The sequence below is a fragment of the Bordetella ansorpii genome, from assembly GCF_900078705.1.
In the GTDB taxonomy this organism is placed as follows: Bacteria; Pseudomonadota; Gammaproteobacteria; order Burkholderiales; family Burkholderiaceae_B; genus Bordetella; species Bordetella ansorpii_A.
The window spans coordinates 856,686-881,532 of the sequence record NZ_FKIF01000002.1; the positions used below are offsets into that span (position 1 = coordinate 856,686).

Genomic DNA, 24,847 nt, shown 5'->3' on the forward strand with positions numbered 1-24,847 from the left:
CCACCAGGAAGGTCTCCATGATTCCCCGCCGCTTGATGTCCATCGTCTTTCTTCTGGCCGTGCTGGGCTATGTGGCCGTCAGCTATGCCGTGTTCGAGGTGCCCGCCACCGCCGCCGCGGCGGAAGAGTGCGGCTTCCTGCCCGGCGAGCTGTCGGCCAGCGGCGCCGTGGCCTACGAACGCTCGCAGGCCTGGGCCATCAGCTTCGTGCGCAAGGAAGAGTACTTCGTTGCCCTTACGGTGGGGCTGGCGCTGGCCTTCATGGCCTTTGCCTGGACCATCGGCCGGCGCGGCGGCAAGGCCTCGGCCGGCGTGGCCGCGGGCAGCGGCGTGCTGGCGGTGTCCGCGCTGTGCGTCAGTTGCCTGGCGCCCGCGCTGTCGGTGGTCGGGCTGGGCATCGCGGGCGGCTTCCTGGCCGACGTGCCCAAATCGCTCATCGCCCTGAATACGCTGTTGCTGACGGGGTGGGGCGTGCTGTTCCTGTCGCGGCGCGCCAGCGCCTGCGCTTTGCCGCCGCGCCAGCCGGGTTCGCAGCCCGCGGCGCAGGCTTGAGAATCACAAAAGGATTACGCATGAAAACCCGTTTCGCCGCCGTTGCCGCCGCACTGGCCTGTCTGCACGCGGCATCGGCTGTCGCCGCGGCCGACTACGCCACCATCCTGACGCCGGCGCATCCCGGCATGCCGCTGGCGCATCCCATCGCGCCCGAGACGAAGGCCCCGCCGCCGTTCTCTCTGATCGCGGACCGTCCGGTCAAGCCGGCCTACGTGCCGGGCCTGCCCGGCCTGCCGCAGTACCGCATGGTCACCGACGACTTCGGCCGCAAGATTCCCAAGTACGACGGCGTGTTCATCCGCCAGAGCCGGGTCGAGAACGGCGAGGTCGTGATTCCCGCGGGCGGCCTGTACTACCTGGAAGACACCTGGGGCGGCGAGGTGGCCCTGCGCGGCGAGCAGGTGCCGGTACTGGGCCGCATGACCACCTACATCGACTACGACATGTCGATCGAGGTGCAGGAGAACGTCACCATCCCGGCCGGCGGCAGCGTGGCCGTGGGCGGGCAGGTCTATCACTACTACGCGACGGTCGGCCACGAAACCACGACCAACCACGCGCTGCACGTGCGCAGCATCTCGGGCACCGACTGGGAGTGGGCGTTCGGCAATCCCATCCTGTCGGCCAGCCAGACCAACTGGTGGGGCACGCGCTTCAACCAGTTGTACAACCAGGGCCAGGCGCGTGAAGTCACCCCGAGGCAGATGGTGTTCGACTGGCTGAGCGGCGTGCGCACCGATCGCATGGTGTATGCCGAGGAAACCGTCCACAAGGGCCTGGCGGCTGCCGGCGAGCAATGGCAGGTCGGCGCGCGCACCGTGCGGGTGGCCGCCGTGGACGCGGCCAAGGGTACGGTCAGCCTGGAAGTGCTGCAGGACGGCAAGGTGACGGCCTCGCGCACGCTGGGCCCCATCCGGCCCGAACGCCTGATCGAGGATACCGAGGCCCGCAAGGCCCTGGTGTTCGAGGATGGCGACATGGTGGCCTTCCTGTCGCCCTGGCCCACCGCCTTCGAGGGCGACCGCGCCAATCTCAAGGTCTACGGCAAGGCGTTCAGCGTGCGCTACGGCCAGGACTACGTGCATGACGCCCGGTTCACGGGCTACCCGGTGGGCTGCCCCACGGGCCACGAGTTCGGCTTCATGCTGGTCAACAAGGAAGAGATCCGCCTGAAACCGGGCGAGTCCTATTCCGGTCCGGAGGGCTATTTCAAGGTCGTGGTCGACTCCGTGGCCGATGGCAAGGTCACCGGCTGGCACGTGCAGGACCGTGACGGCGCGCGTTCGATCAACCTGGGCGGTCCCGACGTGACCAACGTCGATCTGGTGCTGGGGCAGGGCCGCGTGGCCGGCCAGGCCATCCTGTTCGACGTGGGCCGGGCCATGCTGGCCCGCACCTATGCCGCCGCGCAGCGCGCCGACACCGGCGCGGCCGCCGTGCCCGCCACCCCTGCGCCGGCAGCGGCGCCCGCCACGGCGCCCGCCGCGCAATCCGGCGGCGGCCTGTCGCCCTCGCTGATCATCGTCATCGCCATCCTCGCCCTGGCCTGCCTGGGCGTGGGCTTCGAGTGGGGCCGCCGCCGCCGGTCGTAGGCGCACAGGAGCATCGACATGGAACCCGTCACCTCGCATAGCCTCTCGCCCGATGTCAGCTTCGACGGCGGCGATCTCGATTGCGGCAATGGCCTGCTGCTGCTGATCCGCAGGCACATCGATCCGCTGCCGCGTGGCGGCTTGCTCGAAATCCAGTCGCGCGAGATCTCGGTCGATGAGGACCTGCCCGCCTGGTGCCGCCTGACCGGCAATGAGCTGGTCTCGTGGACCAGGCACAACGGCCAGCGCAGTTTCCTGGTGTGCAAGGGCAGGCTGGCCGAACGCGATGCCGCGCCCACCGTGCCTGCCGCGGTGTCCGTCCAGCCATCCGGGCAGGCCACGCCGCGCGAGCGCCGCCAGCCCGTCGCGGCCGCGCCCGTGCCGGCCTTGGCGGTGACCGGCATGGGCAGTTGGCCGCGTCCGCGCTGGATGATCGACGCCATGCATGCCCACGTCGAGGGCCGCCTGCCCGAGACCGCGTTCCATGAGACCGCCGACGACGCCGTGCGCCTGGCCATCTCCGCGCAGGAGAAGGCGGGCGTGGACCTGGTCACCGACGGCGAGCAGCGGCGCGACAGCTACGCCAGCTTCGTGGCCTCGCGCCTGGACAACTGCCAGCTGATTCCGCTGACCGACCTGCTGCCGCTGGTCGACGATCCGGAAGCGTTCGCCGCCGAACTGCGCGCGCTGGACATCCCGGCCGGCGACGTGCGGCATCCGGCCGTCTTCGGCCGCCTGTCGCGCTCGCGCCCGCTGGTGGCGCACGAGGTGGATTTCGCGCGCTCGGTCACCGGCAAGCCGGTGAAGGTCGCGCTGCCGGGCCCGTATCTGCTGACCCGCACGATGTGGATGGAGTGCATCTCCGACCGTGCCTACGGCAGCCGCGAGGCACTGGCGGCCGACGTGGTGCGCGTGCTGCGCGAGGAACTGGCCGAGCTGCTGGATGCCGGCGCCTCGCTGGTGCAGCTGGACGAGCCCGTGCTGTCCGAGGTGGTGTTTTCGGGCGCCAAGAACAAGCGCAGCTTCATGTGCGGCGCCTTGTCCGAATCGCTGGCGCCCGACCAGGAACTGGATTTCGCGCGCGACCTGCTGAACGCCGTGCTGGACGGCATGCCGATGGACCGCACGGCCCTGCACGTGTGCCGCGGCAACTGGACGCCCGACGAAAGCGTGGCCTTGTCGGGCGACTACGCGCCGCTCTTGCCCATGCTGGCGCAGGTGAAAGTGGGCGCCTATCTGCTGGAGATGTGCACGCCGCGCGCGGGCGACGTGGCCATGCTGAAGGCGCTGCCGGATCATGCCCGCATCGGTATCGGCGTGGTCAACCAGAAGGATCAGGCCATCGAGACCGAGGATGCCGTCGCCGCCCGTATCGAGCGCGGCATTGCGTTGTTCGGCCGCGACAGGTTGCTGCTGCATCCCGATTGCGGCTTCGCCACCTTCGCGGACAACCCGATCTGTTCCACCCAGGTCGCGCAGGACAAGCTGCGGGTGATCGCCCGGGCGGCGCAGCGGTTCCGCCAATGACCGGCGGGGCCGGCCGGGACTCCCCCGTCCGCCAATACGGGCAAACGAGGCTGCCGTCGGGGCTTCTCCCGGGCGCATCATTCCTTATAATGCCAACGATTCTCATTTTCCTGGCCGCCATCCGGCCTCCGAGCGTGGAAAGATCGTGGCCGGCAAGTTGGCGTTCCAGCAAGACATCGAGGTTCTCTATACCGCCCATCACGGTTGGTTGAGAGGATGGCTGTCCCGCAAGTTGGGGGACGCGTTCGTGGCCGCCGATCTGGCCCACGATACCTTCGTGCGTCTTCTGTCCAAGGAGGCCGCGCCCGCCATCCGCGAGCCGCGCGCGCTGCTGACCACCATCGCCAATGGCCTGATGATGGATCTATGGCGTCGCCAGCGTATCGAGCAGGCCTACCTGGAAGCCTTGGCGTTGCAGCCCGAGGCCCACGCGCCGTCGCCGGAGACGCGCGCCGTCCTGATCGAGACCCTTGTCGAGATCGACCGCATCCTGGACGGCTTGCCCCAGGCGGTGCGCCAGGTTTTCCTGATGTCGCAACTGGACGGGCTGAAACAGAGCGAGATCGCCCAGCGGCTGGGGATCTCCGTGCCCACCGTCAAGCGCCACCTGTCCCGCGCCGTGGAACACTGCTGCTTCGCATAGCGCCATGCCCGCCACCGCCCAGCCCTCCGGTATCGATATGCCCATCCCTCCGCACGTACGGCGGCAGGCGGCGAACTGGGTGGTCGCGCTGCAATCCGACGACGCCACCGATGACACGCTGGCGCGCTGGCGCCAATGGCGCGAGGGCCATCCCGATCATGAACGCGCCTGGCAGCGCATCGAGTCGTTCGGCAGCCGCCTGGCGGGCCTGCCGTCGCCGCTGGCGCACGCGGCGCTGGCCGCGCCGAACCGGGAAGGGCGCCGCCGCGCGGTGAAGGCCCTGGCCGGCCTTTTCGTGGTGGGCGGGACCGCCTGGTGGCTGGACGACGCCACGCCCTGGCGGCCATGGACGGCGGACCGCAGCACGGGGATCGGCGAGCGTGCCGAGGTCCGGCTGGCGGACGGCACCCTGGTGCAGATGAATGCCGGCTCGGCCATCGACGTGCATTTCAGCGCGCAGGCGCGCGTGGTGCGATTGCTGGCAGGTGAAATCCTGGTCACGACGTCGCAGGATCCGCTTGGCGATGCCGAGTCCGGCCGCGCCAGGCCTTTCCTGGTGGACACCCCGCAAGGCCGGTTGCGCGCGCTGGGCACGCGCTTCTGCCTGCACCTGCCGGACAGGAGCGAGGACGGCGACTGCCAGGTGGCCGTCTTCGACGGCGCCGTCGAAATCCGGCCGGTTCGAGGCGATGACCGGCCGCTGATCCTGTACGCCGGCCAGCGGGGCTATTTCAACCGGGACGTGGCCGTGCAGGACGGGCTTGCCGACGACGGCGACCTGGCCTGGCTGCAAGGCATGATCGTGGCGCGGGACATGCCCCTGCAGGGGTTCCTGTCGCGCCTGTCGCAGTACCGGCGCGGCTGGGTGGACTGCGATCCTGCCGTGGCCGCGCTGCGCGTGAGCGGCACCTATCCCTTGTCCGATACCGACCGCATCCTGGACATGCTGGCGGCCACCCTGCCGGTACGCGTGCAGTTCACCACCCGGTATTGGGTGACGGTGAAGCCTGCCCAGCGCGGCGCCTGATGCGAAGGCAAGAAATTATTTCTGCCCGGATTGATCCCTTTTCGTTTCCCGAGCGGCATGGAAGGTAGAGACCGTTCATCCAGCTATCGAGGGGAAACCGCACCATGGATCGATCCAGGCCCGGCCAGCGCCGCGGCGCCGCCGCAGGCATTCATCTCACCCGCCTGAGCCAGGCCATCGTGCAGGGCGCCTTGGCCGCCACGGCCACGCTGGCGCTTCCGGCCGGCGCCGCGCAGACCCGGCCGGCCGATGCCATGCGCGCCTACGACGTGCCCGCGGGCCCGCTCACGCAGGCGCTCAACCGTTTCGGCCGCGATGCCGGCATCCTGCTGTCGTTCTCCACCAGCCAGACCGACGGCCTGCAGACCCAGGGCCTGCGCGGCAGCTATTCCGTGCCCCAGGCGCTGCGCGCGCTGCTGGCGCAATCCACCCTGGAGGCCGTGCGCCAACCCAATGGCGGCTATGTCCTGCGGGCAGTGCAGGGATCGTCGCCGGTCACGCTGTTGCCCGCCGTGCAGGTCACGGGCGCGGCCACCGATGGGGCGCGTTCGCCCGACTACGCCGGCGGCCAGGTCGCCAGCGGCGGCAGCGTCGGCCTGCTGGGCAACAAGGATTTCCTGGATACGCCCTTCAGCGCCACGCAGTACACCGCCAAGCTGATCGAAGACCAGCAGGCGCAGAACATCGGCGACGTACTGGTCAACGATCCCTCGGTGCGCAACACCTATGCGCGCGGCGCGGGCCGGGACGAATTCAACATACGTGGCTTCACGCTGTTCAATTACGACGTCTCGTACAACGGCCTGTACGGCGTGTCGCCGCGCAACGCCAGCTCGCTGATCGGCATCGAGCGCGTCGAGGTGCTGCGCGGCCCCAACGCGCTGCTCAACGGCATGGCGCCCTATGGTTCGGTGGGCGGCTCCATCAACCTGGTGCCCAAGCGCGCCGGCGCCGAGCCGCTGAACCGCGTCACGCTGTCGTACATGGAAGACAGCCATTTCGGCGTCCATGCCGACATGGGCCGCCGCTTCGGCGACGAGCAGGAACTGGGCGTGCGCCTGAACGTGCAGCGCGCCGGCGGCGGCATGAACATCGACCATGGCAAGGAAGACCTGGGCGCCTTCGCGCTGGGCGTGGACTATCGCGCCGACCGTTTTCGCATCGAGGGCGACCTGAACTACCAGAATCGCGTGACCGATGCCCGCAGCGGCCTGCTGTTTCCGCCCGGCGCCGGCACGCCCATCGGCCGTGCGCCCGACGCCAGCCGCAACTTCTTCCCACGCTGGACGTACTGGAAGGCCCAGGAGTGGTCCGGCATGGTGCGCGCCGAGTACGACGTCACCCATGACTGGACGGTGTACGGCGCCGTGGGCGGCCGCCGCCACGACTTCGACAGCCTGCAGACCAGCTGGCTGATGCTCGACGGCGACGGCATGATCGGCGCGGTGCCCTCGCGCCTGGGCGAGTCGCTGGTCAGCCGCACCGCCGAGGTCGGCGTGCGCGGCAAGCTGCGCACGGGGCCGGTCATGCACGAGCCCTCGCTGTCGGCCAGTGCGCTGGCCATCGACTACGAGTCCAAGCGGGTGCGCTCGGCCACGGTCTTCTCGGATCTGTACGACCCCGTGGACCTGGCCAAGCCCGATATCGCCAAGCCTTCCAGCCTGGGCAAGACCAGCGACTCGCGCCTCTACAGCGTGGCGCTGGCCGACACGGTGTCGCTGCTGGACAAGTCCGTGCAACTGACCGCGGGCATCCGCCGCCAGCGCGTGCAGATCGTCAACTTCAACGCGGACACCAATGCGCGCACCACCGACTATGGCGAGGGCGCCTATACGCCCGCCTTCGCGCTGACGGTCAGGCCCGTCCAGCGGCTGTCGCTGTACGGCAACTACATCCAGGGCCTCAGCCAGGGCGCCACGGCCCCGGCGGGCACCGTCAATGCCGGCGAGACCTTTGCGCCCGCCAAGTCCAAGCAGTACGAGATCGGCGCGAAGTACGACTTCGGCAGCTTCGCCACCACCCTCAGCGCCTTCCACATCGAGCGGCCCAGCGCCTATCTGGATGCCGGATCGATGCGTTACGTGGCCGATGGCCGCCAGCGCAATCGCGGCCTGGAATTCCTGGTGCAGGGCGAAGTCACCCGCAGCCTGCGCCTGTTGGGCGGCATGGCCTACACCGATGGCCGCCTGACCCGCACCGAAGGGGGCGTCAACGACGGCAACTGGGCGCCCGCCGTGCCCAGGTTCCAGTTCAACGCCGCGGTGGAATGGGATACGCCCTTCGTCGACGGCCTGACGCTGACCACGCGCATGCTGCGCACCAGCCGCCAGTATGTCGACGCGGGCAACACCCAGTCCTTGCCGGGCTGGACGCGTGTCGACGTGGGCGCGCGCTACGCGACCAGGATCGCCGGCACGCCCATGGTGTTCCGCGCCACCGTCGAGAACGTGTTCAACAAGGACTACTGGCTGTCCGCCGCGCGTGAGGGCCTGACGGTGGCCGCGCCGCGCACCTTCCTGCTGTCGGTGTCCGCGGACTTCTGAGCGGTGGCGCAACGGGCCGCGCGTATCAGGACCTGGTACGCCGTGCACAAATGGACCAGCCTGGTCTGCACGCTGTTCATGCTGGCCGCGTGCCTGTCCGGCCTGCCGCTGATTTTCCGTGACGAGATCGTCGGCTGGCTGGACGGGCGGCACGCGCTCGCGCGGGCCGTGCCGGATCATCCCGAGGTGGCGCTGGGGGTCCTGGCTGGCGAGGCGGCGCGCCGGCATCCCGGCTATCGCTTCACCGCGGTGTTCGACGGGCGCCGCGAGCCCAGGGTGGTGTTCGAGATGCAGGCGCTGCCGCAGGCGTTGGCCGATGGGCAGCCCAGCCAGCGGCGCCTGGTGTTCGACCGGCGCACGGGCGCCTTGCTGGATGAGTCCGACGCGTCGCAGCCGCGGGGCAGCCTGGCCGAGCGGGTGATGGTGGTCATGGTGCGCCTGCACATCGACCTGTATGCGCGGCTGCCTGGGCAGTTGTTCATGGGTTTCATGGCCCTGCTGCTGGTGGCCGCGGTGGTGTCGGGCGTCGTGCTGTACGGCCCGTTCATGCAGAAACTGCCGTTCGGCACGGTGCGCGCCGGCAAGTCCGCGCGCATCAAATGGCTGGACCTGCATAACCTGCTGGGCATCGTGGCGCTGGTGTGGACCTTGATGATGGGCGCGACGGGGGCGCTGCACGAGTTGGCGGTGCCGTTGTTCAGGCTGTGGATATCCACTGACGTGCGGCCCGCGGTGGCGGCATGGCGGGATGGCCCCGTCCCGCAACCCGGGCAGATGGCGCCGGTGCAGGACGTGTACGCCGTGGCGCGGGCCGCGGCGCCGGGCCGGGTGGTCGAGGAACTGATGTATCCCCGTCAGGCCTATGGTGTGCCGCACCATTATCTGCTGTGGGCCAAGGGCGAGACCCCGCTGGCCGAGCATCTGTTCGACGCGGTCTTGGTGGATGCCCGCACCGGCCAAGTGAGCGCCGTGCTGGAGATGCCTTGGTATATGCGCGCGTTGCAGTTCTCGCGGCCGCTGCATTATGGCGACTACGCGGGCATGCCGTTGAAGCTCATCTGGGCCGCGCTGGATCTGGCTGCGATCATCGTGTTGGCCAGTGGCCTGTATCTGTGGTGGGCCAGGCGCAAGCAGGGCAGGGAACGGTTGCGCAAGATCGTGCGAGCACACGTCGAGACCGCCCGCCGTGCGTGATGCGAGCGCTGCCCGGGGCCGCCGATGGCGGCCGGCATTGCCGAAAATGAGAGGATGGAAAGCCGCCTTGTTTCGATTTGTCTGAACTCTGTCACCCAATCCCCGGCCGTGGGCTGGCTAGAATGCGGGAATCTTTTTCTGGAGTCACGCATGGATCTGCTCAAATCGTTCACCGACATCGCTCAAAAGGCCGGCTTCGAGTTGCCGCCCGAACTGGCGGCCTGGTATCGCGAGGGCGTGGCCCACGCCGATGCCCAGACGCCGGCGATGGCGGATGTCTACGACTTCGAGTGGATCTTGCCGCAGCAATGCCAGCAGCTCGTCGACGAGTGGCTGAACCCCGAGGCGCAGGACGGCATCCGTTTCTTTCCCTTCGCCCAAAGCGGCGCGGGCGACGCGTACTGCCTGGTGCGCCTGGCCGATGGCCGCCAGGGCGTGTCCATGGTCTGGCACGACGATGACGAGAACGACATCGAGTACGACAGCTTCGCCGATTTCGTCGCGGGCACGTACCTGGCCAGCTACGCCAACCTGTCTTACCTGGGCGACGATACGCAGGAAATCGGCAAGGCGATGCGCGCCAGCGTGGAAGCGACCGCGCCCGCGCTGCCCGAGCATCATGCCAAGATCATCTCGGCGCCGGCCCGCTTGTCGGTGCAGAAGCGCACGTTCCGTACCGGCCCGAAGGCCAAGCCCGAGACCGTGCCGTCGCTGCTGCCCCAGGAAGATGCCGAACACGGCGCCGAGCGCTTCAAGCGTTCGTCTCCGATCTGGTTCACGGTGGTGGCGCGCTGGGATATCGAATAACGCGCCGTGCCGTGCTGCAGGGCAAAAGCCCAGCGTGGTTGGACGCTGGGCTTTTTGCATCTTGCCGGCTGGCGTCGATTCGCGGCGGGCAAGCGCGCGATGTTCCTCGCTGGGAAACCCGCGCGTGCGATAGCGCACGGGATAGCCGTCCGCCACGGGTTCCAGCAACGCGCTGCAGTCGGCGCACAGGGCGTCCCACGTCGTGAAGACATCGGTCTTCGGATCGCCAGCCTGGCCTGTGTCGTTCGTGCCGCGCATTCGTGCAGAAGCGCGCAGGCGATGGCGAGCCGGAAACCGCCGGGCCCAGATAATCACGCGCCTGGGGGATTGCCCCGAGGATCATCCGCGCAGGGCCGCCGTTCAGGCTGCGGTAGGACGATCGCAAAGATTGCCGATATAGGTGCCGCCAAGGCGCAATACTCTGCATATGTCGGCAAAACTCACGATCTTTCCCCAACATCGTTAAGTTGTCCCCGGGGCAGGTCGTTAATGACGTCATAACAGTCATATTTTTGTCTTTTTCATGAATCTGCGGGGAGCAGCAGGTTCGTGCACGGCGAGCCTGAGATCCATGTTTACCAATCTGAGCATTCGCGCCCTCCTGATGTGGGCGCTGGGTATCTGTTTTATGCTGTTCCTGGCGACCGGCATCGCCGGCTACCGCATGCTGGAAACCAATCGGGTAGCGATCCAGGAGCTGCTGGACAACAACGTCGTGCGCGGCGACCAGGCGCACCGCCTGGCCAGTGATTTGCTGCGCGCGCGGCTGTCGGCCCTTAACGCCATCGCGCGCATGAAAGACGGCGCCATCGAAGACGCCAGGACAATCGCCCAGCGCGCCATTCCCTACAACGAGCGTGCCGACTCGTACGTCAGGAAGCTGCGGGCGCATCCCGATACGTCCGCCGAGGGTGGCCCGCTTTATCGCGAAATGATCAGTTCCTACGAGGCTTACCGCAAGGAGGCCTACGACCCGATGATCGCCGCCGCATTGGCCGGCGACCTGCAGCGGACCATGACGATCAACGACCAGAAGGTCACGCCGATGGGGACGGCGTTCACCAAGAGCCTGCTGGACTACGTCGACTATGCCAGCAAGGTGGGTGCGCAGATATCGGACGATGCTTCCGCCACCATCGAGCGTGCGGTGATCGCCCTGGCCGTGGGCGGCATGGTGGTGCTGCTGCTGATGGCGGGCATGCTCTCCCTGTTCAACAGCCGCGTCTTCAAGCCGTTGCGCGAGGCCGCGCATATCTTCGAACGCATCGCTGCCGGCGACCTGACCGGCCGTATCGTGGCGGCCTCGAAGAACGAGATCGGCGTGCTGTTCGCCGCCGTCAAGAGCATGCAGGACGGCCTCATCCGCACCGTGTCCAGTGTGCGTGACGGCGTGGAGCAGATCCACACCGGTTCGCGCGAGATCGCCGCGGGCAACGCCGACCTGTCTTCCCGTACGGAAGAACAGGCCGCGTCCCTGGAAGAGACCGCCGCCAGCATGGAAGAGCTCGCGTCCACGGTGCACCAGAACGCCGAGAATTCGCGCGGCGCCAACCAGCTCGCCAAGGAAGCTTCCGACGTGGCGCAGCGGGGCGGCGACGTGGTCGACGAGGTGGTCACCACCATGCAGGCGATCTCCGACAGCTCGCGCCGCATTGCCGAGATCGTCGGCGTGATCGACAGCATCGCGTTCCAGACCAACATCCTGGCGCTGAACGCGGCGGTGGAAGCCGCGCGCGCCGGCGAGCAGGGCAAGGGCTTCGCCGTGGTGGCATCGGAAGTGCGCGGGCTGGCGCAGCGCAGCGCGCAGGCCGCCAAGGAGATCAAGTCGCTGATCGACGACTCCAACGGCAAGGTTCGGCAGGGCGCGGGCCAGGTGGAAAGCGCCGGCGCCACCATGCGCGAGATCGTGACCGCCGTGCATCGCGTCAGCACCATCATTGCCGAGATTTCGTCGGCGTCGGCAGAGCAGTCGGCCGGGATCCAGCAGGTGAATCAGGCCGTGTCGCAGATGGATGCGGTGACACAGCAGAACGCGGCGCTGGTGGAAGAGGCGTCGGCGGCGGCGTCGTCGCTGGAGATGCAGGCGGAGAAGCTGCGCGCGGCCGTGGCGATCTTCAAGCTGGCGTCGGGGCAGGTGATCGAGGTGTCGGCGGGGCAGGTGGGGTATGGCGGCCGGGTGGGGGCGCTGGAGATGGCGCACTGATCGACGCAAGGAGGGCTGCGATGCTACCCCGCCCATTGTGTGCCCAAGCTTCAGGCTGACATCTGCCAGGCCCGGGCCATATCAGTACGCAGTGCCCGGGGGATGCGTTCATCGCCTTGCGCCTGGCGCATGGCGGCGGACATGCCTTCACCGATGCGGCGCAGCACTTCGCGAGGATTGCTGACCCCGCATACCTTGCTGCCGAACCGCAGCAACTCGTCTTCAGTGGGATAGGTCTTCGTCTGGTGCTTGCCGGCAAAAAGCTTCAGCGCCATCGTCCTGTCTTCCAGTTCTGGCCCCCCGTCGTAGCGGGCATACCGATAGACTGCGGTCGTTACGACGTCGAACATGGGAGCCAACCAGGCCTCGCTGGCCGAACGGTACAGCACACCATAGTTCTTCAGATGGCCATCACCGTTGCGGACCATGATGCTGAAAGCGACTTGCTCGAAGAATCGCAGCAGGTTGTACCCTTGCGCTGACACAGACGGGGTACGCAGACCGCCTTCCGTTTTCTACGAAACCATTCTTGGGTACAGGTTGGGCTACAACCGAACGTGGGATGTAACGGTACGGCTTGAGACGCTAATGGGTGAGATTTCTCACCTAAGTCCTTGAGGCACAAATGAAAATGCCCAGCTCTTAGGGCTGGGCATCGAATTCTTTGTCTGGGGCACGATCCCAAAAGGCTTGGGAACCAGCATAAACATTGAACTTTTTCAAAAGCCAGCGGAGTTAGGGGAACAGTTTAGGGACGGAGTCCCGGCAAGCAAGCGGAAGTGATCGAACCGCAAAGCCCCAAAGTATTGCAAAATGTACTAATGTAGCGAAGCGGGCTACCGTCAAAGCCCCCCGAGCTGAGCAAGAACACCCGAAACTGCATGTTTGGGTATCGGCTTGTAGGCGGTTGGAGCGGCCCCATTAAAATTTGACACCGAGCGACTCGGAGAGAGGGAGTATGCATTCGTTTTGTTTTCAGCAGCCGGGAAGCGCCGCATTCCTTGACGCGATTGAGAGGGCTGCCAATGGTGCAGACGAAGGCGCAGCGATGTTCGCTTTCGCCTCTTCCGGTGGCGTCGATGCATTTTTTCAAGTCCCAGGCGTAGCGGACATGCTTCGACAACGGAAGCCCTTCCACCTCGTGGTAGGAATCGATGCGATTACCAACGCTGAAGCACTGCTTTGCATAGAAGGTACGCGCACTCGCTCTCGCAGCGCACTGACCGCAGAAGTGTTTATCCATGAACATCCAGCCAGCACGTTTCATCCAAAATTTGTGTGGTTTCGTCATGGCGATGAGGTACGGTTGATAGCAGGGTCGGGCAATCTGACGACGAGGGGGCTTGGTATCGTCTCCGCCGCCGCACAAGCTCCTGGCAATTGGGAAGCATTCGGTGTTCATGTGCTGCACGGGGCCGCAGCACGCTCCACGGTGCAGGAGCTTCGTGATTGGTCCGCCACGCAAAGAACAGCTCAAAATCTTCGGTTGCTGAACGATGAGCAGGTTAGGGCTCGTGCGATGGCCAATGGCCTCGTGCGGTATTCGAGTGGCAGGTTGCCAGGTGCGGGGAGGGGCGCTGCACCTGTTCCTGTGGATGACGAAACCTTCGAGGTGCTGGATATCCTTGTCCGCGAGCTTCCCAAAAACCGGCCAGGCCAAGCAGATGTTGGGAAAACCGCGCTATCGCAATTTTTTGGATTTGCGGGCGTGGCTAAGGATGTGCTACTTCAACACGTTTCGTTAGAAAATCACCTCGGACAGACAGAAAAAATCCGATTGTTTACGAACGAAAGCCAGAATTATCGCTTGGAACTCCGCGCCATGGCTGGATTTCCTTACCAGATCGGCGCCGATGATGGCCGCCTTATTTTAGTCGCAACCAAACTCGACAGACGTTCCTTCCGATACACCATAGTTCCGGTAGATTCACCTGCCCATACCCAATTGAGCAACCTTCTCGGTGCTATTGGACGCGGCAGGCGGTTTATGCGCGAGAAGCGAGTCACTGGCGATGAATTACGTGCGTCGTGGCCGGCAGCGCCCGTCAACCTCCTTCCGGTTACTACAGCAACACTGGCGCCCTGATGCCGCCTCTTACAGGAAGCATTTCAGAATAACCTCGGCGTGCTCGCGCGTTTTTAGCTTAAGACTACTTCGATTCAGGATATTATGCGTCGATCCTACAATTGATTCGATTTCCACGCGCTGGTAGTGCTTTCGCGCTATCTCCATGATTTGGTTCATAGAAACCACTCGAGGGTGAGTCCCATCGCCAGCCTCGTGTGGAGAATAGGATAAGACTAAAGGTAAATTATGACCCTGGGCTTTTTCAAAAAGTCTATCGAAAGCTGCTGGGGCAAGACTTCTCACACAAAAATCCGATTGATGCCGGTCCTCACGATATAAGCCTCGGCTCACTGCCACAACGTCGCCTTTTTTTACTTCCGAATAAGTCGGATTGTCGCGCAGGCACATCGTTTCGAGCACGTGATAGAAGCGGCTGTAATGGTCGCGTGTGTAAGGTGGGTCTGCATAAAGGACAGACAGTGAAGAACCCAGTTGATCAATGCTCCCCAAATAATCTTGTCGAACGGATAAAGAGCGACCAACGGCAGGGCACAGGCCGGCATATTTGCCCAACCAACTTTCGTATGTTCGCAGCGCGTCTAAAGTCCTATCTCGGCAAGCGACGCGAACGGTGCTAGATTTCACTAGACCAGACTTGTGCCGAGGACGTAGCGGCTGTGCGAAATGCTTACCAACAGTATTAACGAGCGCACTAGCCGTACTAAGAGCTGCTGCCACCAGCGTATCTCGTTGATCGTCCCCTCCCGAATTGGCTCGCACAAGTATCGAGTCAAGGGCAACTGATTGCTCATATGAAAAATAAACACCGCCAAAAAGCCGGGAAACCGTGGAATCTGGCGAATCCCAAAGCCGAGCTTCTTTCAGCCGATTAATTACTTCACGATGCTTTTCATCGAGTATAGAGGCCGAATTGTAAAATTCATTGATTGCGGCAATCGGCCAAGATTCAATTAATTCAATTAGCGCTTCCGCTTGCCCCTCTTGTGCACGCTTAATTGCGAAGTTTTCATACGTAATTAGTGGCTCGAAACACCAATACAGTCGTTGTGTGCGCTCATCGGTCTGCACATCCGAAAGAATTTTCTTTATATTCTCAATTTTCAACCTCGGATTGAGCACCGCGGAGCAAAGCACGCGGGAATACTCTTGGATGTCCACTGTTACGACCTCGCGGGTAGCGGCAAGTGCCGCAGCGACAGCACCGGTTCCCGCGAACAGATCGCCCAGCCTCCCCCCGCTAGGATCCACGTGGTCGATTGCAGCCTTGATTGACTCCGAGAACTCCGTTTTACACCCTAAATAATAAATCGGACGGAAAGCACTAGGCAGCATTGTTCCGACTCGAACGAGTATGTTTGAAGAAATCGTATCCGCCCCCGCCCGCCCATCCGACTAGCCCAGAGATGCCTCCGGTCTCGCCCGCAATTACTTTCTTCAGCCTGTAGGCGCAGTGCGTCTTTATATGCTCGCCGTTCTCGATGCCGATGTATTGGCGCCCCATTTTGTGGGCGACAGCGGCCGTTGTACCAGAGCCCAAATATGCATCGACTACCAAATCCCCCGGATTCGTAGCAATATGCAGTATTCTATGTAAAAGTGCCTCTGGCTTAGGCGTGTCGAATAAGGTCTTGGAATTGAACAATTCCACGAGGTGTTTTTTTGCACTACTGGTCGTCCCCACCTCTTCAGCTCGCCACAAAGTTTCCGGTGTGAGACCGTCTTTTCGATCGCATAAAAACCGTTTTATTCTTGGCACACCCAACCCGTCCTTACCAAACCAGATGTTGTTTTTTGCAATCTCCTGCAACATTTTGGGTTGAGCATATACCCAGCATCTTCCTTTTGGGGGATTGTGGACGAGACCGCGAGGTGATTTTATTGAATAAAATTGTTGCGGTGTGGCATGCCCATCTTGCACATTCGCGGATACAGATTGCCACGGTCCCCTCGGGTCGGCGTCCGGGTTTTGATATCTCAGTGTTACGCTCTCAGTAAGAGGAAGGGTGTTTCTGTGCCGTTCCCAAGTAGGTAAATTTTTTGCGTAAACTAGCAAATATTCGTGATTCATGGAAAGCATGCGCCTATTCTCACGAGTCGTGCGACGCTCCCAGATGATGGTTCCCACGAAATTTTCTCGCCCAAACACACCATCGGCGGCGACCTTAAGATAATGCAACTCTGAATCATCAATAGATATCCAGACACTCCCCGTTTCTGCGAGCAACGGTCTAGCTTTCTTGAGTCGATCAGTTACAGCAGACAACCACTGCTCGTGACCCATGCTGTCAAAATAGTGCTGATAACTTTCGCCATTGTTGTACGGCGGGTCAAGGTAAATACATTGCACCGCACCCGTATAACAATCGGCTAGATCGTTGAGCACTTCGAGATTGTCTCCATGAATCAACATGTTGCCGGTGCCTTGCTGGCCGGCGGACCACTTCTCGACTCGAGGAATGATTTTCGCGCTTCCATTCGGATAAGTTATGCCATTCCTTTCGACCAACGATTGGTCACTTTCTTCATTAAATGTCATGCGATTACTCGTCCGAATAGTTTTGCCCTGTAATTAGCCAATTTAGGTCAATTTTCGAGCCGTCAGGAGCACGGAGTTGGGAGAGTAGATAGAGCCGCTCAACGTCGACAAACGTTTCGCCCCGCTGCAGCCTTGAAATGGTAGCCGAGTTGCTATACCCCAGCTTTCGAGACAGTTCTGAAGGGGTCAATTTCAATTGATCCATGGCATGAACAAAGCGCTCGCACATGGCGTGCCTGACTTGAGAGTTCTTTTTGGGCCGAGACACATTATATTATCATCATGATATTAACATAATGATAATATCATAGTTTTGGCCTGGCGCCAATCAGATCGCCAGAAGCGACCGACTTATTTCCTTGTAGAACGAGTCAACCACCATGCCGGTCTGTGCCTGATGATTTCCAGCGCCATCCTAGTCGCCTCTACGTCTTCATGAGCAACTATGACGTGCCATCAGTTGAAGGAATGAGCGATGGTTGTGGGCTGTAGACAACCACAGTTCTGCGCACGCCACCGTTACGCCATTGTTGACAGTTCAGGGCCAACCCCTGGTGGCCAGCCCGCAAGGGCCATATCGGCGTAGCCGTACGCGACAACTGCCGGTCGTTGAAGCAGTGCTGCACCGTGAGCGCGCCTACTTTCCCTGGCGCGAGCTACCGAGCGTTTTCGACGACTTTCGCATCGATCTCACTTCGGGCGTATCAACACAGCGCTGGGTAAAAGTCGCGCCGCAAACCATCGACGTAGCCGAAGTGGAAGACCGACTTCGCAGTCGATGTGCGCTGGACAATCCCAACGAGTTTTCTTACGCTGTGCGAGGCCCACCACTTGGAAGATGCCTACGCCCGTTGGCCGGCACGCAGACACAGGCGGTCGTCGGCGATCGCACCTACGGCGCGGGCAAGCGGGTGATCAAGCCGTTGCCCCAGGACTAATGCCGGTCAAATCGGTAGAGATAGAGACGGCCGGTAGCCGCCACTGATGCTTCCCTCAAGTCGTACTCATATAGCGTTGTCTTGCCAAGCCCAGGCTGACGTTGAGTCCTGCAAGACCATTACCAGTGCCCTGGGTGCCAAGGTGCGCCAAGTACGCTATTGAAGCGTAGGCGGCGAGGCAGAGAGGCCGTCGTCGATGTCGAGGGGGGCTTCTGACTAATAGCGCAGGGGTGAAGCGCCGGGCCGGTGGTATTTTGTTGTCCGCCAATTGGTCCAGGTAGTCCGCCCATGCCTGCGCCATTGCATGGCGCTGTTCGATGAAGCGGGTTCGGTCGTAGGCATCACTCAGTTCCTCATCCGACACATGCGCCAGGTGCTTTTCGATCAGTTCCCTGTCCCAACCGAGCTTTTCGCGGATCAGCGTTCGGGCCATCGCCCTGAAACCATGCCCGGTGATGTCCTGCTGGGTGTCGTAGCCCAAGGCGCGTAGCGCGCTGTTCATCGTGTTGTTCGAGATGTACCGAGAGAAGCCATCTTTCCCTCGCCGACGGGATACGCTCTTGAACACAGGCCCGGACGGGCCGGTGATCGTGTGCAAACGGGTAAGGATCTCGATGACCTGACGCGGCAGCGGCGCGATGTGCGGCGGCGTCTGATTATTGAACTTGTGAATCTCCCGCAGCTTCATGATGTGCGGCGGGCAGGTCCAGATGCCGGCATCCAGGTCGAGTTGTTCCCACTCCATCATGCGTATCTGGCCGGGCCGCTGGAACACGTAGGGCATGATCTGCAGAGCGCAGCAGACGGTGTAGTGGCCCTTGTAGCCGCGGATATCACGCAGAAGCTGTCGATCTTCTCCGGGTCGAGCATGGTGGCATAGTGCTTCACCCTCGGCGTGCGCAACTTGAAGTCGGCCACGCTCTTGGCCATGAAGTTCTTGCCTGGCTCCAGCACACCGACGGTGACCGCCCTGGCGTAGACGCGCTGCAGGCTCTCGCGCAACCGGATGGCGGTCTCCCTGGTACCGGCGAGGGAAACGGCCTCCAGGCATTGCAGGACGTCCATCTGGCTGAGGGTATTGATGGGGTGGCGCCCCAGCTTGGGAAAGGCATACAGTTCCAGCTGCCGAAGAATCTTCTGGCTGTAGCTCTCGCTCCACTCGTGCAGCTCGGTCGCGTGAGCATGCCACTCGCGCGCCACCTTCTCGAAGGTGGCCAGCGCCTGGCGCACGGCTTCCTGGCGTTTCTTCATGCTTTCTGACGCGAGGATCCTTTCCCATGGCAAGGTGCCGCCGCTGTTCCGCCGCGAGGTCTCGGGCACCGGCCAGAGAGATCTCCGGGTAGGGACCCAGCGTCAGCTTGACCCGCCTACCGTCGACGCTGAGATAGTTGAACAGCCAGCTCTTGCCGCCGCTCGGATGGACGCGAAGATAGAGCTTGTCCCCATCGGACAGCATATATTCTTTGTCCGCAGGCTGAGCCAGTTCAATGGCTTTCGCAGTGAGTTTCATCGCCATGCTCCCGTGTACCCTGGAAAGACAAGGGATACGGTAAGGGAACGCGCCAGGGAACAAAACCCTGAAATTCGGCGGAACCGAATGCGACGCAATGGGACAGGTTTCTGCTGCAAGTCCTTGTTTTTATGGCGAAAACGGGACTTGGTGAAACCGGATGGGAAAGGGGGGGTGGTGGCTGGGGCACGATCGAAAAATGATCGTAAGCCAGCATGGATAAAGGACCTTTTCAAAAGTGGTTGATACCGAGGGAACATTCTAGGGAATGGTGGTTTCCGTTCGCAAGTAGGTTAATGCTACGGCTTGCAAAACATCAGGGCGGGAGAGGTGATTTTGCCTACCCCAAAAACCTTTTCGACGTTCTGAACCGCTGTGCCCAGGCGGGCGGCGGTCATGCCAGTGCCTCGGCACGTTGGCGACGTCTGGCAGAGACAGCCGTCGGCGCGCCAGATTCTCCAGCCAGCGGATCGCAGCCAGGTAGTTCACGGATAATGGCTTGCATCCATGCCGGCAGCGTGTTGAAACCTGCCATCAAGTCCTGGCGGATGGTGTCGCCTTGTGTATCGGTGAGCAGTTGGGCCAATCGCTTGGCGATACGTTGCGTGTCCGCAGGCAGGGTGTCCTTGAGCCAATGCAGTGCTTGTACGACGCGCATGGCGGGGCGACCGGCCCAATACAGGCGGCTCGGAGCTGTGAGCTTGAATGTGATGGTCAGGTTGTCGAGCTGGATGGTGCGCCGGCGTGCGTCGGTATGGATGGTGACATGTGCGGGCACCGCGTCCGTCAGTCCCAGGTCGTTGGCAGCGGTCATGCCATCGACCAGCAGGCGCAGTTGGTCGCGGCGTGCGATCGCATCCACCACGGCGCGGTAGTCCGAGGCCGCTGTCTTCTTGGTCAGGTTGTTCACCCTGGGTCGGTCGTACAGGCCACGGTCGATGCGACGAAGCTGGCCAGCCGCAACCAAGCGTTGGAGCGCCTTGTCCACGGCGTCACGACCGCCAAAGTGAGAAAAATCGGCCGGCACCCACACTCGGCTGGGAGAGGCCGCGTCAATGTGGGCCATGAGCTGGGCTTTGATACCCTTCATAGAATACCTCTGTCCGATATTTGTACATGCTTTTCGGACTCATAACAAGATTGTCCGAAATTTGTAGTTGTTTTTCGAATGGAGCTGCTAAGGCCTACTCATTGATGTCAACGCCATAATGTCAGAAAGTGGTATGCTGATTCTCTCATAGAGAGTGCCCCATGAATACGCTGCCCGAAACCATCCTGCGACAAGCGCAAGCCCTTCCCGAGGGAGGCGTGCTGTCGCCCAAGGAGTTCCTGCACCTGGGCAGCCGGTCGGCGGTGGATCAGGCATTCTCGCGGCTAGCCAAGACCGGCAAGTTGCTGCGCGTGACGCGTGGCACGTACGCCGCCCCGGTTTCCAGCCGGTTCGGCTCACGCGCACCCGCTCCTGAGAAGGTTGTTGAGGCATTGGCGGCGCAGAGCGGCGAAATCGTCGTGCCGCATGGCGCCAGCGCCGCCAATAGCCTGGGTCTGACGCAGCAGGTGCCTATTCGCGAGGTTTATCTAACTTCCGGCCGCACCCGGAAGCTGAAGCTCGGGCGCTTGGAAGTGCTGATGAAGCACGCGCCCTACTGGATGCTGGCGCAGGGCACGCGGCCGGCTGGCGCAGCCGTGCGCGCCCTGGCTTGGATTGGCCCGGCGCATGCCAACGAATCGCTGGCATCGCTACGCCGCGTTCTTTCTCAGTCCGAATGGCAGGCGCTGGCATCGGCGCGTGCGACGCTGCCCGGCTGGATGGCGCAGGCCATTGGCGAAGCCGCACGTGGCTGAATACTGCTTCGATTTGAGCAAGCGTCGCTACGCGGCCCGTTGCCGCATCGCACGGCGAACGTTGCGATGCTACGATTGCCTTATCTACATTCGTATTTCTATTTCTTATCGGCGACATTGAAGTCATGGCTAGCGGCGATCATCTGAAAGCGCTCTTGAAGTCCCACATGGATCGGGACGACAGGCACTTTTACGCCATCGCCATGCAACTGGCGGCTCACGAAGCCAAGCAGGGACACACTCGGCTCGCCGACGAGTTGCGCAGGCTCATCGACTCGGCCAAGTCCCAGCAGCATCTTGAGGCGTCGGACGCCGCGCCGACTCCCATTGCCAAGCCCAGGGGCGAGCTGGCTTCCCTGCTGCAGGTCAGTTATCCGAAGAACCGCTTGGCCGACATGGTGCTGGACACGTCCATCGCCGAGAGTCTGCATCAGGTCATCAAGGAGCAGCGGCATTTTTCCAAACTGCGCGACCACGGCCTGCATCCCCGGCGCAAGATTCTCTTGGTGGGACCGCCGGGTACCGGCAAGACGCTGACGGCGGCCACGCTCGCGGGCGAACTGGGCATTCCACTCTTTCTCGTTCGCCTGGAAGGCCTGATTACCAAGTACATGGGAGAGACGGCCGCCAAGCTGCGCATGATCTTCGACGCTCTCACGGCCGTGCGTGGCGTCTACTTCTTCGACGAGTTCGATGCGATCGGAAGCCAGCGCGGAATGGCCAATGATGTGGGCGAAGTGCGGCGCATCCTGAACAGTTTTCTGATGATGATCGAGCAGGACGATTCGGCTAGTCTCATCATAGCGGCCACGAATCATGCCGAGATCCTCGACTACGCTCTGTTTCGCCGTTTCGACGACGTGATCGAGTATCACCTGCCGGACGACGCGCAGATCAAAGAAGTGCTGCGGATACGCCTGAATCGGTTCACCCCCAAAAGGATGAATTGGAAAGTTCTGGTCGAAGCCGCTCAGGGCTTGAGTCATGCTGACATTGTTCGCGCGGTCCACGATGCCATCAAGGATGCTGTCATGCACGACGTGCAGACCGTGGATGAACAAGGATTACGTCGGATGCTGGCGAATCGGCAGACCATGCGTGAACGTGGACAGCGTAGGTTAAGCCCTATTCCATAGCGAGATTTATGGCCGAGAACAACGAACAACGCCGCCGGCATCTCTTTCCCACCCAGACACGCAACGCTGAACGCTTCACATCCCCGAGCAGCGGAGGACGAACGGCGGCCGCACCCCATCGGGATCGGGCAACCCACGGCCCCGCCTTGATGGCACAGTTACAGACCGTGCGTGAGGCCGAGCAAGCCCTGGCCCCTGTCTTCGATGATGCCGATCTGGAGACGGGTATCGGCCTAAATATCGAGTTCGCGAGTTTCGCGGATGCCGAGCTGCTTGCCGCCAGCCTAGCCGATAGCCGCCAAGGCATCGAACTGTCGAACGTCCGTCAGCAAAACGACGGCGTGACGCTGGCCACCGCGTGGGTGCCGCAAGGCAAGTTGACATTCTTCGAGAAGAAGATCCAGGCGTATATCGAGGAACGGCGATCGGATGATGGGCTGCGCGCGCTCGATTCCCGTCCCTTGATCGACGCGATTCAGAACATCCGTGTTGCGGCCTTCGAGGCACTATGGACCGATGATCCCGAGTTGTTGCCGGCAAGCGCCGATCTGGCGGTCTGGTGGGAAGTCTGGTTATCGCGCTCTCCTCGCCGTACAGCTTTGCTTGATGACTTTCGCCGGGTGGCCCAGGCGGCGGGTGTGCAGGTCAGCAGGTCGAGCGTCACATTTCCCGAGCGGATCGTCGTGCGTGTGCACGCCACCCGCAACCAACTCCAGCAGCCTGTGTTATTGAGCTTGATGGCCGAGATCCGGCGGGCGCGCGATACCGCCGCGTTCTTCGATGAAATGAACGTCGCCGATCAGGCGGAGTGGGTCGAGAGCCTGGCAGCGCGCATCGTCGTTCCCGACGATGATGCCCCGGTTGTCTGCCTGCTCGACACCGGTCTGACGCGCGCCCATCCGCTACTTGCCCAATCCGTCTTGGAAGACACGGGCACTTTGACGGTCAATCCGGGCTGGGGAACGGCCGACAACGCCGGGCACGGCACCGAGTTGGCCGGACTGGCGCTGTATGGCGATTTGGTGCAAGCCCTGGGGCACGACGAGCCGGTCACGCTGACGCATCGCCTGGAGTCCGTCAAGCTATTGCATGCCGACCACGGCAATGAGGACAAGGACTTTGGCAGCTTGACCATCGACGCTGTGGCCCAGCCTGAAGCCCGGGCACCCGATTTGCGCCGTGTGTTTTGCCTGGCGATTTCTTCCGAGCAGGGACGCGACCGCGGCCGGCCGTCGGCTTGGTCGGCCGCAGTGGACAGCTTGGCGTCGGACTGGATCAATGATGGACAGACGCGCCGCCTGTTCTGCATCGCGGCGGGCAATATCCAGCCGACCGAGGCCTGGGCGGGATACCCGGGCAGCTTCGCCCGTCCCGAGTACGGCATCGAGGCTCCCGGCCAGGCCTGGAACGCGCTGACTGTCGGCGCCTATACCGACAAGCTGCAAATCGAGGAACAGGACGCGCAGCACTACCAACCCATCGCGCCGCGCGGCTGCCTGAGCCCGTTTTCGAGCACGTCGGTGAATTGGGACAATGACTGGCCGTGGAAGCCCGACGTGGTGTTCGAGGGCGGCAACGCGGGCCGCGATGGCGATTTCGCCAGCAGTTTTCCCAGCCTGTCCTTGCTGACCACCAGCCACGAACCGGCGCAACGCCTGCTGACAGTCTCGTGGGCTACCAGCGCCGCGACCGCCCTGGCCGCCAACATGGCGGGTCAAATCATGCGGACATATCCGGAACTCTGGCCGGAAACGGTGCGTGCGCTGATGGTGCATTCCGCGCGTTGGACGCCGGCCATGTTGCAGGCGTATTGCGTGGGTGCGACACGCACGCAGCGCACTGCTAACCTGATGCGGTACTGCGGCTACGGCGTGCCCGATCTGTCGCGAGCGCTATGGAGTGGTCGCCACGCGCTTACGCTGCTGGTGCAGGACACCCTGCAGCCCTTCACGCGGCAAGGCAGCGCGGCAGTGCAGACACAGGACATGCACCTGCACGATTTACCTTGGCCGCGCGACATCCTCTTGGCGCTGGGCGAAACGCCGGTCAAGATGCGGGTCACCTTGTCGTATTTCATCGAGCCCAATCCGGGGGAGCGTGGGTTCCAGGACAAGTATTCCTACCAGTCGCATGGTCTGCGCTTCGACGTGCGGCGCCGCGCGGAGACCGACGCTGTGTTCCGGGCGCGTATCAATCGGCTCGCCCGGGATGCGGACTATGCGCGCGCCAACGCCGACCAGGGCTGGGTGCTGGGCGATGTGCAGCGCCGTCGCGGCTCGCTACACGCGGACATCTGGGAAGGAACAGCGGCCGACCTGGCTAACCGTGGGCAGATCGCAGTCTATCCGTCGGGCGGCTGGTGGAAAACCCGGCCGGGTCACAAGCGGTACAACCAACCTGCGCATTACGCCTTGCTCATCGCTATCGAAACGCCGGAAATCGAGCAGGACATCTATGCGGCGGTCGCCGCCCAAATCGTGCCCGCAGTGGTAGAGGTCGGCACCTGATTTGAGTGGCGTTCGCTTTTCCTCGATAGAGGGAAGGCGCACACCCCTCGCTGGCATCCGCGGCTGCCGTCTCACTGATTCCAGTCGTTCGCCACCTTGATCAAACCTAGGGTCACGGTGCGTCGCCGTCAAGCTCGCCTGCCGCGCCGTGGCCAGTCCGGCTTTGATCCCATGACGCTTCCAGCCCTAGCAAGCC

Annotated in this window: 19 protein-coding genes and 1 pseudogene; 13 read left to right on the forward strand and 7 right to left on the reverse strand. The window is 62.9% G+C overall.

What is annotated here, in order from left to right; translation table 11 throughout:
• The first annotated feature begins 17 nt into the window (after nt 1-17).
• The 9 genes from A6745_RS28950 to A6745_RS29530 all read left to right on the forward strand — a co-directional run bounded on the left by A6745_RS28950 (nt 18) and on the right by A6745_RS29530 (nt 12,090).
• Nucleotides 18-551, forward strand: a complete 534-nt coding sequence (locus A6745_RS28950) for a hypothetical protein (protein ID WP_197488110.1) — start codon at nt 18-20, stop codon at nt 549-551.
• Between the two features lie 20 nt (nt 552-571).
• The gene (locus A6745_RS07545; protein ID WP_197488111.1) at nt 572-2,146 is read left to right on the forward strand and encodes a hypothetical protein; all 1,575 of its coding nucleotides are present in this window, start codon (nt 572-574) and stop codon (nt 2,144-2,146) included.
• Between the two features lie 18 nt (nt 2,147-2,164).
• Nucleotides 2,165-3,673: a 5-methyltetrahydropteroyltriglutamate--homocysteine methyltransferase gene (locus A6745_RS07550; protein ID WP_066125277.1), complete on the forward strand. Its 1,509-nt coding sequence runs from the start codon at nt 2,165-2,167 to the stop codon at nt 3,671-3,673.
• 142 nt (nt 3,674-3,815) lie between these two features.
• Entirely contained in the window at nt 3,816-4,316 is a 501-nt protein-coding gene (locus A6745_RS07555; protein WP_066125279.1) for a sigma-70 family RNA polymerase sigma factor, read from the forward strand.
• Between the two features lie 4 nt (nt 4,317-4,320).
• Nucleotides 4,321-5,343: a FecR domain-containing protein gene (locus tag A6745_RS07560; protein ID WP_066125281.1), complete on the forward strand. Its 1,023-nt coding sequence runs from the start codon at nt 4,321-4,323 to the stop codon at nt 5,341-5,343.
• 104 nt (nt 5,344-5,447) lie between these two features.
• Complete coding sequence (locus A6745_RS07565) at nt 5,448-7,886, forward strand: TonB-dependent receptor (protein WP_082852940.1); 2,439 nt, start codon at nt 5,448-5,450, stop codon at nt 7,884-7,886.
• Between the two features lie 42 nt (nt 7,887-7,928).
• Nucleotides 7,929-9,080, forward strand: a complete 1,152-nt coding sequence (locus tag A6745_RS07570; protein WP_231885930.1) for a PepSY-associated TM helix domain-containing protein — start codon at nt 7,929-7,931, stop codon at nt 9,078-9,080.
• Between the two features lie 150 nt (nt 9,081-9,230).
• Nucleotides 9,231-9,887 (forward strand): SMI1/KNR4 family protein, encoded by a 657-nt coding sequence (locus tag A6745_RS07575; protein ID WP_066125288.1) that lies wholly within the window; start codon nt 9,231-9,233, stop codon nt 9,885-9,887.
• A 571-nt stretch (nt 9,888-10,458) separates the two neighbouring features.
• Entirely contained in the window at nt 10,459-12,090 is a 1,632-nt protein-coding gene (locus A6745_RS29530; protein WP_082852941.1) for a methyl-accepting chemotaxis protein, read from the forward strand.
• A 50-nt stretch (nt 12,091-12,140) separates the two neighbouring features.
• Here A6745_RS29530 and A6745_RS07585 read toward each other — a convergent pair whose 3' ends face one another.
• Nucleotides 12,141-12,575, reverse strand: a complete 435-nt coding sequence (locus A6745_RS07585) for a HipA domain-containing protein (protein ID WP_066125290.1) — start codon at nt 12,573-12,575, stop codon at nt 12,141-12,143.
• 473 nt (nt 12,576-13,048) lie between these two features.
• Here A6745_RS07585 and A6745_RS28555 point away from each other — a divergent pair, with 473 nt between their 5' ends.
• Nucleotides 13,049-14,176: a phospholipase D family protein gene (locus tag A6745_RS28555; protein WP_156513308.1), complete on the forward strand. Its 1,128-nt coding sequence runs from the start codon at nt 13,049-13,051 to the stop codon at nt 14,174-14,176.
• Between the two features lie 9 nt (nt 14,177-14,185).
• Here A6745_RS28555 and A6745_RS07590 read toward each other — a convergent pair whose 3' ends face one another.
• The 6 genes and pseudogenes from A6745_RS07590 to A6745_RS07610 form a co-directional block, all read right to left on the reverse strand.
• Entirely contained in the window at nt 14,186-15,511 is a 1,326-nt protein-coding gene (locus tag A6745_RS07590; protein WP_066125292.1) for a DNA adenine methylase, read from the reverse strand.
• Complete coding sequence (locus tag A6745_RS07595; RefSeq protein WP_082852942.1) at nt 15,501-16,715, reverse strand: site-specific DNA-methyltransferase; 1,215 nt, start codon at nt 16,713-16,715, stop codon at nt 15,501-15,503. Before A6745_RS07595 ends, A6745_RS07590 begins: the two co-directional genes overlap by 11 nt.
• Nucleotides 16,716-17,708: 993 nt before the next feature.
• On the reverse strand, nt 17,709-18,437 hold the full coding sequence (locus tag A6745_RS29250) for a tyrosine-type recombinase/integrase (RefSeq protein ID WP_066125295.1): 729 nt from the start codon (nt 18,435-18,437) through the stop codon (nt 17,709-17,711).
• The gene (locus A6745_RS29255) at nt 18,398-18,904 is read right to left on the reverse strand and encodes a tyrosine-type recombinase/integrase (protein WP_066125297.1); all 507 of its coding nucleotides are present in this window, start codon (nt 18,902-18,904) and stop codon (nt 18,398-18,400) included. The genes A6745_RS29250 and A6745_RS29255 overlap by 40 nt, the downstream gene beginning before the upstream one ends.
• A 55-nt stretch (nt 18,905-18,959) precedes the next feature.
• A pseudogene (locus A6745_RS29675) lies at nt 18,960-19,169 on the reverse strand (Arm DNA-binding domain-containing protein); the annotation flags it as partial.
• Nucleotides 19,170-19,557: 388 nt separating this feature from the next.
• Complete coding sequence (locus tag A6745_RS07610) at nt 19,558-20,253, reverse strand: DUF6088 family protein (protein ID WP_066125302.1); 696 nt, start codon at nt 20,251-20,253, stop codon at nt 19,558-19,560.
• A gap of 161 nt (nt 20,254-20,414) precedes the next feature.
• Between A6745_RS07610 and A6745_RS07615 the strand changes: the two genes are divergently transcribed.
• The 3 genes from A6745_RS07615 to A6745_RS07625 all read left to right on the forward strand — a co-directional run bounded on the left by A6745_RS07615 (nt 20,415) and on the right by A6745_RS07625 (nt 24,651).
• Entirely contained in the window at nt 20,415-21,008 is a 594-nt protein-coding gene (locus A6745_RS07615) for a DUF6088 family protein (RefSeq protein ID WP_066125305.1), read from the forward strand.
• Between the two features lie 167 nt (nt 21,009-21,175).
• Entirely contained in the window at nt 21,176-22,144 is a 969-nt protein-coding gene (locus A6745_RS07620; RefSeq protein ID WP_231885931.1) for an AAA family ATPase, read from the forward strand.
• An 8-nt stretch (nt 22,145-22,152) separates the two neighbouring features.
• Nucleotides 22,153-24,651: a S8 family peptidase gene (locus tag A6745_RS07625; protein ID WP_066125311.1), complete on the forward strand. Its 2,499-nt coding sequence runs from the start codon at nt 22,153-22,155 to the stop codon at nt 24,649-24,651.
• The last annotated feature ends 196 nt before the right edge of the window (nt 24,652-24,847 follow it).

What these genes read in the sequence shown, in the direction of transcription:
- A6745_RS07575 (WP_066125288.1), top strand. Translation starts at nt 9,231, where the DNA reads ATGGATCTGCTCAAATCGTTCACCGACATCGCTCAAAAGGCCGGCTTC.
- A6745_RS07590 (WP_066125292.1), bottom strand. Translation starts at nt 15,511, where the DNA reads ATGCTGCCTAGTGCTTTCCGTCCGATTTATTATTTAGGGTGTAAAACG.
- A6745_RS07625 (WP_066125311.1), top strand. Translation starts at nt 22,153, where the DNA reads ATGGCCGAGAACAACGAACAACGCCGCCGGCATCTCTTTCCCACCCAG.
- A6745_RS07545 (WP_197488111.1), top strand. Translation starts at nt 572, where the DNA reads ATGAAAACCCGTTTCGCCGCCGTTGCCGCCGCACTGGCCTGTCTGCAC.
- A6745_RS07620 (WP_231885931.1), top strand. Translation starts at nt 21,176, where the DNA reads ATGGATCGGGACGACAGGCACTTTTACGCCATCGCCATGCAACTGGCG.
- A6745_RS28555 (WP_156513308.1), top strand. Translation starts at nt 13,049, where the DNA reads ATGCATTCGTTTTGTTTTCAGCAGCCGGGAAGCGCCGCATTCCTTGAC.
- A6745_RS29530 (WP_082852941.1), top strand. Translation starts at nt 10,459, where the DNA reads ATGTTTACCAATCTGAGCATTCGCGCCCTCCTGATGTGGGCGCTGGGT.
- A6745_RS07550 (WP_066125277.1), top strand. Translation starts at nt 2,165, where the DNA reads ATGGAACCCGTCACCTCGCATAGCCTCTCGCCCGATGTCAGCTTCGAC.
- A6745_RS07610 (WP_066125302.1), bottom strand. Translation starts at nt 20,253, where the DNA reads ATGAAGGGTATCAAAGCCCAGCTCATGGCCCACATTGACGCGGCCTCT.
- A6745_RS07615 (WP_066125305.1), top strand. Translation starts at nt 20,415, where the DNA reads ATGAATACGCTGCCCGAAACCATCCTGCGACAAGCGCAAGCCCTTCCC.
- A6745_RS29250 (WP_066125295.1), bottom strand. Translation starts at nt 18,437, where the DNA reads ATGCCCTACGTGTTCCAGCGGCCCGGCCAGATACGCATGATGGAGTGG.
- A6745_RS07565 (WP_082852940.1), top strand. Translation starts at nt 5,448, where the DNA reads ATGGATCGATCCAGGCCCGGCCAGCGCCGCGGCGCCGCCGCAGGCATT.
- A6745_RS28950 (WP_197488110.1), top strand. Translation starts at nt 18, where the DNA reads ATGATTCCCCGCCGCTTGATGTCCATCGTCTTTCTTCTGGCCGTGCTG.
- A6745_RS29255 (WP_066125297.1), bottom strand. Translation starts at nt 18,904, where the DNA reads ATGAAGAAACGCCAGGAAGCCGTGCGCCAGGCGCTGGCCACCTTCGAG.
- A6745_RS07560 (WP_066125281.1), top strand. Translation starts at nt 4,321, where the DNA reads ATGCCCGCCACCGCCCAGCCCTCCGGTATCGATATGCCCATCCCTCCG.
- A6745_RS07595 (WP_082852942.1), bottom strand. Translation starts at nt 16,715, where the DNA reads ATGACATTTAATGAAGAAAGTGACCAATCGTTGGTCGAAAGGAATGGC.